This window comes from Pantoea sp. C2G6, from assembly GCF_051336815.1.
In the GTDB taxonomy this organism is placed as follows: domain Bacteria; phylum Pseudomonadota; class Gammaproteobacteria; order Enterobacterales; family Enterobacteriaceae; genus Pantoea.
Genome location: NZ_JBGMNJ010000020.1, coordinates 1 through 17048 on the forward strand (window position 1 = coordinate 1; position 17048 = coordinate 17048).

The window sequence follows — 17048 nt, forward strand, 5'->3', positions numbered from 1 at the left end:
TGGCTGGGGTGCAGGGATTCGAACCCCGGAATGCTGGTATCAGAAACCAGTGCCTTACCGCTTGGCGACACCCCAATAATGGTGTTTTTCAAATTGTCTTTTGTATGGCTGGGGTGCAGGGATTCGAACCCCGGAATGCTGGTATCAGAAACCAGTGCCTTACCGCTTGGCGACACCCCAATTATATGGTGGCTACGACGGGAATCGAACCTGTGACCCCAGCATTATGAGTGCTGTGCTCTAACCAGCTGAGCTACGTAGCCAAATTGTACTGCATTTCAGTGATGGCTGGGATACCTGGATTCGAACCAGGGAATGCCGGTATCAAAAACCGGTGCCTTACCGCTTGGCGATATCCCATTCGTCCATCTCGCAGCCACGAGATTCACTGAAATTGGCTGGGATACCTGGATTCGAACCAGGGAATGCCGGTATCAAAAACCGGTGCCTTACCGCTTGGCGATATCCCATCCACGCTGCCGAATAATGAAATGGTGCGGGAGGCGAGACTTGAACTCGCACACCTTGCGGCGCCAGAACCTAAATCTGGTGCGTCTACCAATTTCGCCACTCCCGCAAAAAAAGATGGTGGCTACGACGGGAATCGAACCTGTGACCCCAGCATTATGAGTGCTGTGCTCTAACCAGCTGAGCTACGTAGCCATCTTTTTTTCGCGTTACCTTCATCGGCGTTGCGGGGCGCATTATGCGGAGTTGACCTGACAGCGTCAACAATTTTTTTACCGTTTTTCGCCAGATAACGGCTGTTTGACTGGCTTATAACCAGGCTGGCGTTTTATTCGGCAATTTTCAGTGAATACAACGCCAATCGCAAAAAAAATGGGCCAGAACCGGCCCATTTTTATCGCTATTACTTAGCTTATTTATAGGCTGACTGATGCACGCCCACGGCACGGCCTGAAGGGTCGTCCATTCTTTTAAACGCTTCGTCCCACTCAATCGCTTTGGCGGATGAACAGGCGACCGATGGACCACCCGGCACAAGCTCTGCCGCGCTGGCTAACGGGAACAGCTCTTCAAAGATTTCACGATAGAGATAGCCCTCTTTCGAACCCGGCGTGTTGTACGGGAAGCGGAAGTGGGCGGTTGCCAGTTGCTGATCGCTGACCTGCCTGGCCGCCACTTCTTTCAAGGTATCGATCCAGCTGTAACCCACGCCATCGGAGAACTGCTCTTTCTGACGCCACGCCACGCTCTCTGGCAGATAAGAGGCGAAACATTCACGCAGAATGTGTTTTTCCATTTTACCGTTGCTGCCACACATCTTGTCCGCCGGGTTGATACGCATCGCCACATCAAGGAATTTTTTATCCAGGAAGGGAACACGGGCCTCAACGCCCCAGGCTGACATCGCCTTGTTGGCGCGGGCGCAGTCAAACATATGCAGCGCCAGCAGTTTACGCACGTTTTCGTCGTGGAACTCTTTGGCGTCGGGCGCTTTGTGGAAATAGAGGTAGCCGCCGAACACTTCATCTGCGCCTTCACCTGACAGCACCATCTTAATCCCCATCGCTTTGATTTTGCGTGACATTAAGTACATCGGCGTAGAGGCACGAATGGTGGTGACGTCATAGGTTTCGATGTGATAAATCACATCGCGGATTGCATCCAGACCTTCCTGCACGGTGAAATGAATTTCGTGATGCACGGTGCCGAGATGATCTGCCACCGATTTCGCCGCTTTTAAATCAGGTGAACCTTCCAGCCCGACCGCAAAAGAGTGCAGCTGTGGCCACCAGGCATCGCTCTTATCCTGATCTTCCACCCGTTTTGCCGCGTAGCGCTTGGTGATGGCTGAAATGATAGAGGAGTCCAGACCGCCAGAGAGCAGTACGCCGTAAGGAACGTCTGACATCAGGTGGCTTTTCACTGACTCTTCCAGCGCATGTTTCAGGCCCGCCGCGTCGGTGGTGTTGTGCTCAACGTTTTTGTATTCCATCCAGTCGCGCTGCCAGTAGCGACGGATCTCACCGTCGGTGCTGGAGAGGTAGCTTCCCGGCGGGAACTCTTTGATTGAACGGCAGACCGGCACCAGCGCTTTCATTTCAGACGCCACATAGAGGTTGCCGTGCTCATCGTTGCCCATATAGAGCGGGATGATGCCGATGTGGTCACGACCAATCAGATAACTTTTTTTGACGCTGTCATAGAGGATAAAGGCGAACATCCCTTCCAGCTCATCGAGGAAATCGACCCCTTTCTCCTGGTAGAGCGCCAGAATCACTTCACAGTCAGAACCGGTCTGAAACGCATAGCGATCGCTGAGTTCCGCGCGCAGCGCCTGATGGTTATAGATTTCGCCGTTAACGGCCAGCACGTGAGTATGATCGGCGTTATAGAGCGGCTGTGCGCCGTTGTTGACGTCAACAATGGAGAGACGTTCATGCGACAGAATCGCATGGTCATCGGCGTAGACGCCTGACCAGTCCGGGCCGCGATGACGCATTAAACGTGAACATTCCAGCGCTTTTTTGCGCAGCTCAACAGGATCGGTTTTCAGATCCAGTACACCAAAAATTGAACACATAACTGACTCCTGAGCTCACCTTACGGCGATGTTATCTTTTCGTTTGTCCGGCAGCCTGACGCTGCGTGATAGATAAGAAAATGCGCTATTTGGTGCATTCAATGCAAGAGGAATCGTGATTTACTGAGAAAAAGATTGGTAGCATGTGGATAAAATTGAATAAACCACAATTTAATGGCTTTTTTATTGATGAATCGATAATGAAATGAAGTTTTCGGGCAAAAAATAGTCAGGCAAAAGCCAGCATAGTGCGGGTAAAAGGTGCGACGCATCACAGATTAGCCTGATGCGTCATAAGAAAAAGGAATCAGAACAGGTCAATATCGGCGACAGAAGGGTAGATCCAGTCAGGGCGGAACGGCATCGCGTCAATATCACTCAGGGTCGAGACCCCGGAGAGCACCAGCACCGTCTCAAGCCCCGCCTGGAAACCGGCCAGAATATCGGTGCGCAGGTTGTCTCCGACAATCACCGTCTCTTCGGAGTGCGCCTGCATCTTGTTCAGCGCGGCTCGCATGATGTAGGGACTGGGTTTACCAACAAAGAACGGGCGACGGCCTGAAATCTTTTCAATACCGGCACAGAGCGCGCCACAGGCGGGCACAAAGCCGCGCGCGTGGGTATCCGGGTTGGTGGCGATAAAGCGCGCGCCGTTGGCTACGAAGAAGGCGGCTTTATGCATCATGTCCCAGTTAAAGGAGCGCGTCTCACCCACGATGACAAAGTCGGGATTGACATCGGTAATGGTAAAGCCCGCCTTGTAGAGTTCATGGATCAGCGCGCCTTCACCAATCACAAAGGCTTTTTTGCCCTCCTGACGGCGCAGAAAATCGGCTGTCGCCATCGCGGAGGTATAAAACACCGACTCCGGCACCTCAATTCCGGCTGAGGAGAAACGGTTTGCCAGATCCTGCTCGGTCTGCGAGGGATAGTTGGTCAGCACCACCAGCGGCATCTCTTTAGTCAGAATGCGCTGTAAAAATTCCTGTGCACCGGGAACGGCCGTGTTGTCGTGCATCAGCACGCCATCGATATCACAAATTACGCTTTTTATGGTCATAGTCAGATCCGATGTGGCCCGCCACAGCAGCGGGTGAATTTATTCTTCCAGAAGATGTTGCAGCAGGATGCCGTTGAGCATCGCACGTTTTGCCAGCGCGAAGGCCCCTATCGCTGAACGATGGTCTAACGTGGAGCGAACCACCGGCAGATTTTTACGGAATGCCGCCAGCGCCTGGGTATTGATGCAGCCCTCAATCGCCGGCAACAGCACTTTTTCGGCCTCAGTGATTTCGCCAGCCAGCACCACCTTCTGCGGGTTAAACAGATTGATGGCAATCGCGATGGTTTTACCGAGGTAGCGGCCAACATGCTCGATCACCTCGCAGGCCAGCGCGTCGCCCTGATTAGCCGCTTTACAGATGTGTGGCATCTGGCAGGTTTCCAGCGTCAGCACGCTGGGATAACCCTGGTTCAGCAGATGGCGCACGCGATTTTCTATCGCGCCATTGGCGGCGATGGTTTCAAGGCAGCCAAAGTTGCCGCAGTGGCAGCGCTCACCTAAGGGATCGACCTGAATGTGGCCTATCTCGCCGACATTGCCGTTGTTGCCCAGGAAAATATGCCCGTTCGCGATAATGCCAGCCCCGGTGCCGCGGTGTAAACGCACCAGAATAGAGTCAGCACAGTCACGGCTTGCCCCGAAATAGTGCTCTGCCAGTGCCAGGCTGCGGATGTCATGACCGACAAAACTGGTGACGTTGAAGCGTTTTTTCAGGCTGGCGACCAGCGGCCAGTGGCTGACGGCAATGTGGGGCATGTAGCGGATCACACCATTAATCGGGTCAACCAGTCCTGGCAGGATCACGGAAATGGCGATCAGTTCACGGATTTTACGCTGGTGCTGTTCAGTAAAGGCGCTGATGGCGTTAAACAGCGCATGCTCCAGCGTCTCCTGGGTGCGTTCCGGTAGCGCGTAATCCTCCTGCGCCAGCGACTTGCCACTGAGGTCAAACAGGGTCAGCGTGGCGTCGTTGCGTCCGAGCCGGACACCGATGGTATGGAAATGGCGGGTTTCAGTGATGATAGAGATAGCGCGGCGACCACCGGTAGAGGCCTGCTGGTCTACCTCTTTGATCAGGCCGCGCTCAATCAACTGGCGGGTAATCTTAGTGACGCTGGCGGGGGCGAGCTGGCTGAGTTCGGCAATCTGAATGCGCGATATCGGCCCCTGTTGATCAATCAGTCGATAAACGGCTGCGCTATTAAGTTGCTTAACAAGATCGACATTTCCTATTTGTGACTGGCCGCCAGTGGTCATTCAGTGCTTACTCGCTCAGGACGTCGTCTCCGTTGACAAACGTCTTAATGATTTTAAAGTCGCGCGTAAACACAGTCAGGTTCGCGATTTTTCCTGCTTCGATCGAGCCTAACTGCCGTTCCACGCCCATCGCCCGTGCCGGATAGAGGGATGCCATGCGCAACGCTTCGTCCAGTGCAATACCCACATGCTCGACGCTGTTCTGTATGGCTTCAATCATCGTGAGGGCGGAGCCGCTCAGCGTGCCGTTCTCATCAACACAGAGTCCGTCACGATAATAGATTGTTTTGCCTGCAAAAATAAATTCGCTGATGGCAGCACCCGCCGGTGCGGTGGCATCCGTTACCAGCACCAGTTTGTCACCTTTGATGCGTTTGGCATTGCGAACGTTAGCGTAATGCACATGTAAACCATCCGCAATAATGCCGCAGTATACATCAGGCGCATCAAACAGCGCACCGATAAGACCCGGTTCACGGCCAGCAAAGGTCGGCATGGCGTTATACAGGTGCGTGGCGAAACTCACCCCGGCGGAAAAGCCCGCTTTGGCCTCTTCATAAGTGGCATTGGAGTGGCCTGCGGAAACGATGATACCCGCATCACGCAGCTGGCGAATCACATCGCTGCCGGCGTTTTCGGGGGCCAGCGTCACTTTTGTGATGACGTCGGCGTTTTCGCACAGGTATTGCACCAGGGCGGCGTCTGGCTGGCGGATCAGCGCTGGATCGTGGGTGCCTTTTTTCGCTTTACTCAGCCAGGGGCCTTCCAGATGCAGACCCAGCGCCTGATGCTGATGCTGCTGTAAATAGGCACGCATGGTCTCAATCGCCCGCTGCATCAACGCATCGCTGCTGGTGATCAGCGTGGGTAAAAAGCTGGTGCAGCCTGACTTTTCGTTGGCGCGCTGCATGGTTTCCAGCGTTTCAATGCTGAGTGCATCAATGTCATCATTGAACTGCACGCCGCCACAGCCGTTAAGCTGGAGATCGATAAAGCCTGGCGCAATGATCGCGCCCGCCATATCCCGTTGCTCCACGTCAGCCGGCAGTGCTTCACGCGGGCAGACGCGCGCAATGCGATCCCCGGCAACCACCACAGCATGATTATCCAGAATTTCATGGCCGCTGTAGATTCGACCGTTAACTAATGCGTACATCTCTCTTCTCCCGTCCTGGCCTGCTGTCACACCGGGCGACAGCAGGGCAAGACAATATTCAGTTACACGCCTTTCATATTTTCCGCTTCCATTTCGCGGAAATATTTCACGGTTTTGACTTTCAGTTCCATGGTGGCGGGCTCATCACAGACCACCACCGATTTCGCGTGCAGTTGCAGGCAGCTGATGGTCCACATATGGTTGACGTTACCTTCGACCGCCGCCTGTAGCGCCTGCGCTTTCACATGACCGGTAACCAGAATCATCACCTCTTCCGCATCCAGCAGCGTACCCACGCCGACCGTCAGTGCATATTTTGGTACCTGGTCAACGTCACCGTTGAAGAAACGAGAGTTCGCCACGCGGGTGTCATGCGTCAGGGTTTTAATGCGGGTACGGGAAGCCAGCGAAGAGGCGGGTTCGTTAAAGGCGATGTGACCATCATTGCCGACCCCGCCCATAAACAGGTGAATTTTTCCCAGCGCACGGATTTTTTCTTCGTACTGGCGACATTCTGCGTCAATATCGGGTGCATTGCCATTCAGCAGGTTGATGTTTTCCGGTTGAATATCAACGTGATCGAAAAAGTTACGATACATGAAGCTGTGATAGCTTTCCGGGTGCTCTTTCGGCAGGCCGACATATTCATCCATATTAAAGGTGATAACATGTTTAAAGCTGACCTGGCCCGCTTTGTGCATATCAATCAGGTGCTTGTACGCTTCCAGCGGCGTGCCGCCCGTAGGCAGGCCCAGCACAAAAGGTTTGTCGGCTGTCGGGTTAAAGGCGTTAATCCGGTTGACGATGTGGCGAGCGGCCCATTTACCCACCTGGGTCGGGGTAGCCAAAGGAATCAGTCTCATGTTTCACCTCAATAAAAAAGAATGGAAAAAGGATCGCTAAACCGTTGCGTTATCCATCAGCCTAAACGGATTACCTATTCTCGCCACGGTCCGGGTAGAATTCAATAATTCGGATCATAAAATAAGTTTACTGCTATAGCCAGACGTAGCGAGATGAAACGATGTTTTTTAGTGACAAAAATCACAGTTACCAGGGTTTTAATTTGCGAGGCGAATTAATTTATCATTACACTTCGCTGCGTGATAAGAAGTGTGTAAAAGGTCTTTGCTGCCGACATAACAACATTAAGCGGCGCAGAGCGACAAGTCAGGCTCATAGGGGGAAGGGTACATGTTAGGTTACTTACAAAAGGTGGGCCGCGCACTGATGGTGCCGGTAGCAACCCTGCCAGCGGCAGCGATATTAATGGGGGTCGGTTACTGGCTTGATCCCAACAGCTGGGGAGCGAGTAACGCGCTGGCCGCGCTGTTAATCAAGTCCGGTGCAGCGATCATCGAAAATATGTCGGTGCTGTTTGCGATTGGTGTCGCTTACGGCATGTCTAAAGATAAAGATGGCGCCGCCGCGCTGACCGGCTTTGTCGGCTTCCTGGTGGTGACCACGCTCTGTTCACCGGCCGCGGTCGCCATGATTCAGAAGATGCCGGTCGATCAGGTTCCTGCTGCGTTTGGCAAAATCAATAACCAGTTTGTCGGCATTCTGGTCGGTATCCTGTCGGCGGAGGTCTATAACCGCTTCAGCCATGTCGAGCTGCCGAAAGCGCTCTCCTTCTTCAGTGGACGCCGCCTGGTGCCGATCCTGGTGTCGTTCCTGATGATTCTGGTGGCCTTTATTCTGATGTATATCTGGCCGGTCATCTTTAATGGTCTGGTCGGTTTTGGTGAGCATATTCAGAAGCTCGGCTCGGTGGGTGCGGGTATCTACGCCTTCTTCAACCGTCTGCTGATTCCGGTGGGTCTGCATCACGCCCTGAACTCGGTGTTCTGGTTTGATGTCGCCGGGATTAACGATATTCCTAAGTTCCTGGGCGGTGCGCAGTCACTGGCGGATGGCTCGGCAACGGTAGGTATCACTGGTCGCTATCAGGCGGGCTTCTTCCCTATCATGATGTTTGGTCTGCCAGGTGCGGCACTGGCCATTTATCACTGCGCACGTCCTGAGAACCGCGCCAAAGTGGGCGGCATCATGCTGGCCGCGGCTTTTGCTGCCTTCTTTACCGGGATTACCGAACCGCTGGAGTTCTCCTTCATGTTCGTGGCGCCGGTGCTCTATCTGATCCACGCCGTACTGACCGGTATTTCAGTCTTTATCGCCGCCAGCATGCACTGGATTGCCGGGTTTGGCTTCAGCGCCGGGCTGGTGGATATGGTGCTGTCGACCCGTAACCCGCTGGCGACCCACTGGTACATGCTGATCCCGCAGGGCCTGGTGTTCTTCGTGATCTACTATGTGGTGTTCCGTTTCACCATCAAAAAATTCAACCTGATGACGCCGGGTCGCGAGCTGGCGGTTGCCGGTGATGAAAGCGACGGTTATGACGTCAATGTCGATAACAGCGATAACGGTGAAAATGCCACCGAGTCCCTGGCGCGTCGTTACATTGGCGCTGTCGGCGGCTCTGATAACTTAACCAGCATTGATGCCTGCATCACCCGTCTGCGTCTGAACGTTAACGACTCAGCGCAGGTGAATGAGAGCGTGGCCAAACGTCTGGGTGCTTCTGGCGTGATTCGTCTTAACAAGCAGAGTGTGCAGATCATTGTTGGCACCCAGGCGGAAAGCATCGCCTCTGCCATGAAAAAAGTGCTGACCAAAGGCCCGGTAGCGGCGGCGGCCAGCAGCAGTGCGCCGGTGGAACCGGACGTCAAACCGCAGGCGGTGCTGAACAGTGAGAAGCGCGTGGTCGCCACGCTGCTGGCACCGGTCAGTGGCGAAGTGGTGGCGCTGGAAGATGTGCCGGACGAAGCCTTTGCCGGTAAAGCGGTAGGCGATGGTCTGGCGATCAAACCCAGCGACAAATGGGTGGTGGCACCGATTGCCGGTACCGTAGTGAAAATCTTCAACACCAATCACGCTTTCTGTCTGGAAACGGAAAATGGCGTGGAGATCGTGGTGCACATGGGGCTGGATACCGTGGCGCTGGGCGGTAAAGGTTTCACCCGACTGGTGGAAGAGGGCGCCAGCGTGGCGGCCGGTCAGCCGGTGCTGGAGATGGATCTGGCGTTCCTGAACGCTAATGCCCGGTCGATGATCAGTCCGGTGGTGGTCAGCAACAGCGATGATTTCGCCGGTCTGACTTTACTGGCTCGCGGTCAGGTGGTTGCCGGTGAAACCGCGCTGTATGAAGTGAAAGGCTAATCCCCGCAACAGAACCCCACAGGCAGGAAGCGATTCCTGCCTTTTTTGTTTTAAAGGCTTAACAAACGGTTGTTTCCCTCAGACGCTTTGTGGATCATACTCCGTTACTTCGTGGTACAAATCACCCGTTATTCGTATTGAGGATTTTTGAGATGAGTGAGGCTGAAGCCCGCCCAACTAACTTTATTCGTCAGATCATTGACGAAGATTTGGCGAGCGGTAAGCACAGCAGCGTGCATACCCGTTTCCCGCCGGAGCCCAATGGCTATCTGCACATTGGTCATGCGAAATCGATCTGTCTGAATTTTGGCATCGCCCAGGATTATCAGGGGCAATGCAACCTGCGTTTTGACGATACCAATCCGGTTAAAGAGGATCTGGAGTTCGTTGAATCCATCAAGCGTGACGTCCAGTGGCTGGGTTTTGAGTGGAGCGGTGAGGTTCGTTACTCATCAGACTATTTTGATCAGCTCTATCACTACGCCGTTGAGCTGATTTCTAAAGGGCTGGCCTACGTTGATGAATTGAGTCCTGATGAGATTCGTGAATATCGCGGCACCCTGAAGGAACCGGGTAAAAACAGTCCTTATCGCGATCGCAGCGTGGAAGAGAACCTGGCGCTGTTTGAGAAGATGCGTAACGGGGAGTTTGCCGAAGGCAGCGCCTGTCTGCGCGCGAAAATCGACATGGCTTCCAGCTTTATCGTAATGCGCGATCCGGTGCTCTACCGTATTAAGTTCGCGGAACACCATCAGACCGGCAACAAGTGGTGCATCTACCCGATGTACGACTTCACCCACTGCATCTCCGATGCGCTGGAAGGCATTACCCATTCACTCTGTACGCTGGAGTTCCAGGACAACCGCCGTCTCTATGACTGGGTGCTGGATAACATCACCATTCCGGTGCATCCGCGTCAGTATGAGTTTTCGCGCCTGAATCTCGAATATGCGGTGATGTCCAAGCGTAAACTGACCCAGCTGGTGACCGAGAAGCATGTAGAAGGCTGGGACGATCCACGGATGCTGACCGTGTCAGGTCTGCGCCGTCGCGGTTATACCGCCGCCTCTATCCGTGAGTTCTGCCGTCGCATTGGCGTCACCAAGCAGGATAATATCGTAGAGATGGCCTCGCTGGAGTCCTGCATTCGCGACGATCTGAACGAGAACGCGCCACGCGCGATGGCCGTGCTGGACCCGCTGAAAGTGGTGATCGAGAACCTGCCAGCAGGCCACAGCGAAATCGTCACCATGCCGAACCATCCTGGTAAGCCGGAGATGGGCACGCGCGAAGTGCCGTTCAGCCGTGAGATCTGGATCGACCGTGCCGATTTCCGTGAAGAGGCGAACAAGCAATATAAGCGTCTGGTGCTGGGCAAAGAAGTGCGCCTGCGCAACGCCTATGTGATCCGCGCTGAACGGGTGGCAAAAGATGAAGCGGGCAACATTACCTGCATCTACTGCACCAGCGACGTGGATACGCTGAGCAAAGATCCAGCCGATGGCCGCAAGGTGAAAGGAGTGATCCACTGGGTCTCTGCGGATCACGCGCAGCCAGCCGAATTCCGCTTATACGATCGTCTGTTCAGCGTGCCGAATCCGGGCGCGGCAGAGGACTTCCTCGCGGTGATCAATCCTGACTCCCTGACCATCAAACAGGGCTTTGTGGAACCTGGTCTGCGTGACGCCGAGCCGTCTGTGCCATTCCAGTTTGAGCGTGAAGGCTACTTCTGCGCCGACAGCGTCTATTCAAAACCGTCACAGCTGGTGTTTAACCGCACCGTTGGTCTGCGGGATACCTGGACCAAAACCGGCGAATAATATTTTTCGCTGACCTCACAAAATGACAAAAGGGCGACTGTTCGCCCTTTTTTATTGGCCCGATTTCAGCCATCACCGACATTTATACTGCCCTCGATTCTGCACTATCAATCTGCCGCCGTGAGAGAAATCTGAGTTTAAAAAAATTAATCAATTTCCGGGTGTGAATTAACAGCTTTCAGGTAGGCTATGCGCTCTCAGACGTTGCCCCGCGAGTTACAGAAGGAAAAAAAATGACAGTTCTCGCCCAGGAAGCCAGACACAGTGTCGTCGTATTACATCAGCTCATTGAACGTATTTTTAATCAGCCCGCCGGTTCAGACGACAGTTTTCAGCTGCTGATGTCCTACTTTCACCCCGAATTTCGCATGGTTACCCCAAAAGGGAAAGAGTACAACCTGAACGAAGTGGAAGATCTTTTTCGCCAGTTGCAGGGGCAGCGTGAGGGAATGCGCATCGCCACCTGTGAACATGTGATCCTCTCTCATCATGAAAATGAGATCACCGTTCAGTATCGTGAAATGCAGATGATGGACGGTGACAACCAGAGCCGGATCTCGCTGGCTATTCTGGATTGCAGCAGCTCGATTCCGCGCTGGCGTTATCTGCACGAAACGCTGGTTGCCTGAGGTTGTGACGAAAAATTGACGAAAAAAAACCGGCCACAGGCCGGTTTTTCTGTTTCAGGCTGCCCAGGTTTACTGGTCGTGCAGCGTTTCATCTTCACGGCAGTCGCCCAGCGCACAGTGTCCATAGAGATAGAGGCTGTGGTTAGTCAGTTTGATACCGTGACGGGTGGCGATTTCACGCTGGCGCGTTTCAATCGACTCGTCACTGAATTCGATAACTTTGCCGCAGTCGAGGCAGATCAGATGATCATGATGATGCTGCTGCGTCAGCTCAAAGACGGACTTGCCACCTTCGAAGTTGTGACGGGTCACGATACCGGCATCATCAAACTGGTTCAGGACGCGGTAAACGGTAGCCAGACCAATCTCTTCGCCGATGTCGATCAGGCGTTTGTACAAATCTTCCGCACTGACGTGATGGCACTCAGGTTCCTGAAGCACTTCCAGAATTTTTAGTCTGGGCAGCGTGACTTTCAGGCCAGCCTTCTTTAATGCGGTATTGTTGTCAGTCATGCGGATTTTGTCCTGTTACTAATATTCACTTTTGTGGCTTGTCGCCTTGAATGTCGATCTGTCTATATCAATTCTCATTTGCGTCTCATTATAGAACTGAAGCGGTGAAATGAAAACTCAACGGGCGTGCCAGAATCATCCTGTGTCAGGGAGAAGGTCACCGGACCGGCGAGGATTCTGACCGTTATCTATTAACATTTCGCTTAGCTCTATCTGTTGCCAGAGAAAATAAGCGGAAGATCGATGCGGGTATTCTACAGGTTAAACGGAGAAAGTTAAAAAAATGTGGCTATTATTTCTATAGGAAATTCCGTTGCCTCAATGTGAGCTGGCGCTCACATTGAGTCGGAGAGGGTCGATCAGGCTTCGAGGATCTCTTTCAGCTGCAATTCATCAAAAATCTGCTTAACCCACTGTTCAACACGCGCATTGGTCAGCTCAGGCTGACGATCTTCATCAATCGCCAGGCCGAGGAAGTGGGTATCATCAGCCAGGCCTTTCGAGGCTTCGAAGTGATAGCCTTCAGTTGGCCAGTGTCCGACAATCACCGCGCCGTGCGGCTCGATAATGTCGCGGATGGTGCCCATCGCGTCACAGAAATATTCTGCGTAATCTTCCTGGTCGCCACAGCCAAACAGGGCAACCAGTTTGCCGTTGAAATCGATCTCTTCCAGCGTCGGGAAAAAGTCATCCCAGTCGCACTGCGCTTCCCCGTAGTACCAGGTCGGAATACCCAGCAGCAGGATGTCAAACGCTTCCAGATCTTCTTTTGTGCTCTTCGCGATGTCGTGCACTTCCGCAACGTCTTTACCCAGCTGTTTCTGGATCATTTTTGCAATATTTTCGGTGTTGCCGGTATCGCTGCCGAAGAAGATGCCTACGAGTGCCATGAGTAAAATAACCTCTTAAATCCTGATGATGAGATGTGTGCCGCAGCACATTTCAGCGAATAATAGCAGACGAGGCAAACCCGCGGAACGGTTAAAGCCTCGACATTTGCTCCTGCGTGCGATCTGCCCGCGTTAATCCAGTTTGAGCTGAGCCAGCAGCATCTGTTCAATCAATTCGCTGCGGCTGAGATTGCGCTGTTCTGCCAGCGTATTGAGTGCCTCGACGGCTTCACTGTTCATTTTCAGTTCGACACGGCGAAGTCCGCGTCCTTTGTCACGTTTCAGTTGATTGCGCTTATTGATACGCAGCTGTTCATCACGCGAAAGCGGACTGGTTTTGGGTCGACCCGGACGGCGCTCATCAGCAAACAGATCGAGCGTCGTGCGGTCAGTGTGTTCTTTTGCCATGGCTTAGTAAAACTGAATGGGTGCGGGTGTCGGAGACTCACGCGCAGATTATAAATTATGGGCCGTTGCCGCAGCACAACTGACCCGCGGCAAAATTTTAGCGCGCCATCATACTTCACGCTCACCGCAGACGCCAATCCTAAACCCTGGGTGCCAGGTATTTGCTTTTAAAGCGCAAAAAAGCGACGGACGCTGCGCAAAACCGCGTCAGGTTTCTCGGCATGCACCCAATGACCCGCGCCACCAATCACATGCGCCTGGGCCGCCGGAAACTGTTGCAGCAGCGCATCACGGTAGCGATTATCCAGGTAGCTGGAGTCACCGCCGCGAATAAACAGCGCCGGATGGGGCCAGGCGGGCACCGTCTGCCAGCCGGAGATAGTGGTGTAGTTATCCCACAACACCGGCACGTTGAAACGCCATTCGCCCTCATGAAACGACTTCAGCAGGAACTGAATCACGCCTTCTTCATCAATCACTCCGCGCATCACCTGCGCCGCCTCGCTGCGTAACGAGACGCCCGCCGCGGTAACGGCCCGGATAGCGGCGAAAATGGTATCGTGGCGGCGGGTCTGGTAATCGACCGGCGCAATATCGATCATCACCAGCCGCTCAATCCGCTCAGGGATCAGCGCGCTCATCGTCATGGCGATTTTACCGCCCATCGAGTGGCCGATAACGGCGACACGATCGAGACCGTGCGCGTCCAGCGTGTCGACCATATCCTGTGCCATTACAGCGTAGTTCATCTCCTCTGATCGCGGTGAAAGTCCGTGATTGCGGACATCCACCTGCAACAGTGGCGCGGCATCTTTCAGCCCGCGCGCCAGTACGCCGAGGTTATCCAGACTGCCGAACAGACCGTGGATCAGCAGGATGGGCAGGGAATCAGTCGGGGATTGTTCAGTTTGCAGACGGGCGTTCAAAATCATAGCAAAGTTCTTAAGTTTGAGACCTGAGCTTAGGTTATCATGGTTTCACCTTTTCAGGCGCGCCGGTTCCGGCGGCATTAGGACATATTCTGACTTTTGCCCATAAACCGTTTGATTGCTAACAACCCGCCTGAATTTAACTTTATAATCCTGATGTTAGAACCCGCTCACCCTTTGAAATGCCCGGTTATACTTAAGGCTTTTCAGGTAACAGGTGGTTCTGTCATGAGAAAGAACCGTACGGAATAAGATGAAAACGATCGAAGTTGACGAAGAGCTCTACCGTTATATTGCCAGCCACACGCAACACATTGGTGAAAGCGCATCAGACATTCTGCGTCGTATGCTGAAGTTCTCCGCCGGTCAGCCTGCACCCGTTTCGCCTGCTCCGCAGGCGACATCAGGCGCGGCGAAAGAGTCTCAGCCCGCCCCTGTGGGTTCCCGTCCACAGGATCGCGTCCGCGCCGTGCGTGAACTGCTGCTCTCGGATGAATATGCGGAGCAGAAGCGAGCGGTAAATCGCTTTATGCTAATCTTGTCAACGCTCTATCGTCTTGATACCGCAGCGTTTGCTGAGGCTACCGCCTCTTTGCAAGGCCGCACCCGCGTCTATTTTGCGGGCGATGAGCACACGCTGTTGCAGAATGGCACCCATACTAAGCCGAAGCATGTGCCCGGCACGCCGTACTGGGTGATCACCAATACCAATACTGGTCGTAAATGCAGCATGATCGAACACATCATGCTCTCCATGCAGTTCCCTGCGGAACTGACCGAGAAAGTTTGCGGCACCATTTAAACTGAAGCGTCAGGGAGAAGCGCCAATGGCCAATCACCCCCGTGCCGGGCAACCCGCCCAGCAGAGCGATTTGATTAACGTTGCACAATTAACGTCACAATATTATGTCCTGCAACCCGACGTGGCGAACCCGGAACATGCGGTGAAATTTGGCACCTCCGGCCACCGTGGCAGCGCAGGGCGTCAGAGCTTCAACGAGATGCACATTCTGGCGATTGCTCAGGCGATTGCGGAAGAGCGTAAAAAGAACGGGATTACCGGTCCTTGCTACGTGGGTAAAGACACCCATGCGCTGTCAGAGCCCGCCATGCTCTCGGTACTGGAAGTGCTGGCGGCGAACGGCGTTGATGTGATTGTGCAGCAGGACAATGGCTATACGCCGACCCCGGCAATCTCCAACGCCATTCTTGAGCATAACAAAGCGGGCGGCGCGCTGGCTGACGGCATCGTCATTACGCCGTCGCACAACCCACCGGAAGATGGCGGCATCAAGTACAACCCACCTAACGGCGGACCGGCGGATACCAACGTCACCAAAGTGGTGGAAGATCGCGCCAATCAGCTGATGAAAGATGGGCTGAAAGAGGTGAAACGTCTGCCGCTGGATCAGGCTATGGCCAGCGGTCATGTGGTCGAAAAAGATCTGATCCAGCCTTACGTTGAAGGTCTGGCGGAAATTATCGACTTCCCGGCGATTCAGAAAGCGGGCCTGAAGCTGGGTGTTGATCCCCTCGGTGGCTCCGGTATTGCTTACTGGCAGCGCATTGCAGAGCACTACAAGCTGGATCTGACGCTGGTGAATGACGCGGTCGATCAGACTTTCCGCTTTATGCATCTGGATAAAGATGGCGTAGTGCGCATGGACTGTTCGTCTGAGTGCGCGATGGCGGGCCTGCTGGCCTACCGTGACAAGTTCGATCTGGCGTTCGGCAACGATCCCGATTATGACCGTCACGGCATTGTGACCCCGGCGGGTCTGATGAATCCGAACCACTATCTGGCGGTGGCAATCAACTATCTGTTCCAGCATCGTCCACAGTGGGGCCAGGATGTTGCCGTAGGTAAAACCCTGGTTTCCAGCGCCATGATTGACCGTGTGGTTAACGACATTGGCCGTAAGCTGGTGGAAGTGCCGGTGGGCTTCAAGTGGTTTGTTGATGGTCTGTATGATGGCAGCTTCGGTTTCGGCGGTGAAGAGAGCGCAGGCGCTTCTTTCCTGCGTTTCGACGGCACGCCATGGTCCACCGACAAAGATGGCATCATCATGTGCCTGCTGGCCGCGGAAATTACCGCCGTGACCGGTAAAAACCCGCAGCAGCACTATGATGAGCTGGCAGAGCGTTTTGGCGCGCCAAGCTACAACCGTTTGCAGGCTTCAGCCACTTCCGCGCAGAAAGCCGCGCTGTCGAAGCTGTCACCTGAGATGGTCAGCGCCGATACCCTGGCAGGCGATCCTATCACCGCTCGTCTGACCGCCGCGCCGGGCAATGGCGCGTCGATTGGTGGCCTCAAGGTGATGACGGAGAATGGCTGGTTTGCCGCGCGTCCGTCTGGCACCGAAGACGCCTACAAAATCTACTGTGAAAGTTTCCTCGGCGCAGAACACCGCGCGCAGATTGAGAAAGAAGCGGTAGAGATTGTCAGCGAAGTGCTGAAAAACGCCTGATCACTCAGAGGACAGAAGGCGTCGCTGGCTAAGTGCTGTTGTGTTCGCTGAGAGTCTGTGCAGCGCAGGAAACAGGGTCAGATCGGAAAGACGCAAAAGCCGTCATCCATGACACGCTCGGCCCGCGCCATCCATGGCGCGGACC

14 protein-coding genes and 7 tRNA genes are annotated in these 17048 nt (G+C 54.1%); 5 read left to right on the plus strand and 16 right to left on the minus strand.

The window, feature by feature from the left end:
• The 12 genes from ACCW71_RS19125 to nagB all read right to left on the minus strand — a co-directional run bounded on the left by ACCW71_RS19125 (position 1) and on the right by nagB (position 6887).
• A tRNA-Gln gene (locus tag ACCW71_RS19125) sits at positions 1–75 on the minus strand.
• A gap of 30 nt (positions 76–105) precedes the next feature.
• A tRNA-Gln gene (locus ACCW71_RS19130) sits at positions 106–180 on the minus strand.
• A gap of 6 nt (positions 181–186) precedes the next feature.
• Positions 187–263 (minus strand) — tRNA-Met (locus ACCW71_RS19135).
• Between the two features lie 22 nt (positions 264–285).
• Positions 286–360 (minus strand) — tRNA-Gln (locus ACCW71_RS19140).
• 35 nt (positions 361–395) lie between these two features.
• Positions 396–470: transfer RNA gene (locus ACCW71_RS19145), tRNA-Gln, on the minus strand.
• 22 nt (positions 471–492) lie between these two features.
• Positions 493–577: transfer RNA gene (locus ACCW71_RS19150), tRNA-Leu, on the minus strand.
• A gap of 9 nt (positions 578–586) precedes the next feature.
• Positions 587–663: transfer RNA gene (locus ACCW71_RS19155), tRNA-Met, on the minus strand.
• A gap of 217 nt (positions 664–880) precedes the next feature.
• Positions 881–2548 (minus strand): asparagine synthase B, encoded by a 1668-nt coding sequence (gene asnB / locus ACCW71_RS19160; protein ID WP_436374129.1) that lies wholly within the window; start codon positions 2546–2548, stop codon positions 881–883.
• A 307-nt stretch (positions 2549–2855) separates the two neighbouring features.
• Entirely contained in the window at positions 2856–3608 is a 753-nt protein-coding gene (locus ACCW71_RS19165; RefSeq protein ID WP_436374131.1) for an HAD-IIA family hydrolase, read from the minus strand.
• Between the two features lie 39 nt (positions 3609–3647).
• Positions 3648–4868 (minus strand): DNA-binding transcriptional regulator NagC, encoded by a 1221-nt coding sequence (gene nagC / locus ACCW71_RS19170; RefSeq protein ID WP_436374132.1) that lies wholly within the window; start codon positions 4866–4868, stop codon positions 3648–3650.
• Between the two features lie 7 nt (positions 4869–4875).
• The gene (gene nagA / locus ACCW71_RS19175) at positions 4876–6024 is read right to left on the minus strand and encodes an N-acetylglucosamine-6-phosphate deacetylase (protein WP_436374134.1); all 1149 of its coding nucleotides are present in this window, start codon (positions 6022–6024) and stop codon (positions 4876–4878) included.
• A 62-nt stretch (positions 6025–6086) separates the two neighbouring features.
• Positions 6087–6887: a glucosamine-6-phosphate deaminase gene (gene nagB / locus ACCW71_RS19180; RefSeq protein ID WP_436374135.1), complete on the minus strand. Its 801-nt coding sequence runs from the start codon at positions 6885–6887 to the stop codon at positions 6087–6089.
• Positions 6888–7218: 331 nt separating this feature from the next.
• Here nagB and nagE point away from each other — a divergent pair, with 331 nt between their 5' ends.
• The 3 genes from nagE (at position 7219) to ACCW71_RS19195 (ending at position 11695) form a co-directional block, all read left to right on the plus strand.
• A complete protein-coding gene (gene nagE, locus ACCW71_RS19185; RefSeq protein WP_436374136.1) occupies positions 7219–9246 on the plus strand; it encodes an N-acetylglucosamine-specific PTS transporter subunit IIBC in 2028 nt (675 codons plus the stop codon).
• Positions 9247–9398: 152 nt separating this feature from the next.
• Positions 9399–11066, plus strand: a complete 1668-nt coding sequence (gene glnS / locus ACCW71_RS19190; RefSeq protein WP_436374138.1) for a glutamine--tRNA ligase — start codon at positions 9399–9401, stop codon at positions 11064–11066.
• Between the two features lie 233 nt (positions 11067–11299).
• A complete protein-coding gene (locus ACCW71_RS19195) occupies positions 11300–11695 on the plus strand; it encodes a hypothetical protein (RefSeq protein ID WP_436374140.1) in 396 nt (131 codons plus the stop codon).
• 69 nt (positions 11696–11764) lie between these two features.
• Here the strand turns inward: ACCW71_RS19195 and fur are convergent, their stop codons facing one another.
• From fur to ybfF, 4 genes are all read right to left on the minus strand, one after another.
• Positions 11765–12208, minus strand: a complete 444-nt coding sequence (gene fur / locus ACCW71_RS19200) for a ferric iron uptake transcriptional regulator (RefSeq protein WP_031374805.1) — start codon at positions 12206–12208, stop codon at positions 11765–11767.
• 359 nt (positions 12209–12567) lie between these two features.
• Complete coding sequence (gene fldA, locus ACCW71_RS19205) at positions 12568–13098, minus strand: flavodoxin FldA (RefSeq protein WP_094119655.1); 531 nt, start codon at positions 13096–13098, stop codon at positions 12568–12570.
• Between the two features lie 132 nt (positions 13099–13230).
• Positions 13231–13506: a LexA regulated protein gene (ybfE, locus tag ACCW71_RS19210; RefSeq protein WP_069728027.1), complete on the minus strand. Its 276-nt coding sequence runs from the start codon at positions 13504–13506 to the stop codon at positions 13231–13233.
• 167 nt (positions 13507–13673) lie between these two features.
• The gene (gene ybfF / locus ACCW71_RS19215) at positions 13674–14438 is read right to left on the minus strand and encodes an esterase (RefSeq protein ID WP_436374142.1); all 765 of its coding nucleotides are present in this window, start codon (positions 14436–14438) and stop codon (positions 13674–13676) included.
• A 250-nt stretch (positions 14439–14688) separates the two neighbouring features.
• On the opposite strand from ybfF, the gene seqA reads away from it, so the two are divergent.
• Both seqA and pgm read left to right on the plus strand, forming a co-directional pair.
• Positions 14689–15237 (plus strand): replication initiation negative regulator SeqA, encoded by a 549-nt coding sequence (gene seqA, locus ACCW71_RS19220; protein ID WP_436374143.1) that lies wholly within the window; start codon positions 14689–14691, stop codon positions 15235–15237.
• Positions 15238–15262: 25 nt separating this feature from the next.
• Complete coding sequence (gene pgm, locus ACCW71_RS19225) at positions 15263–16903, plus strand: phosphoglucomutase (alpha-D-glucose-1,6-bisphosphate-dependent) (protein WP_436374145.1); 1641 nt, start codon at positions 15263–15265, stop codon at positions 16901–16903.
• The last annotated feature ends 145 nt before the right edge of the window (positions 16904–17048 follow it).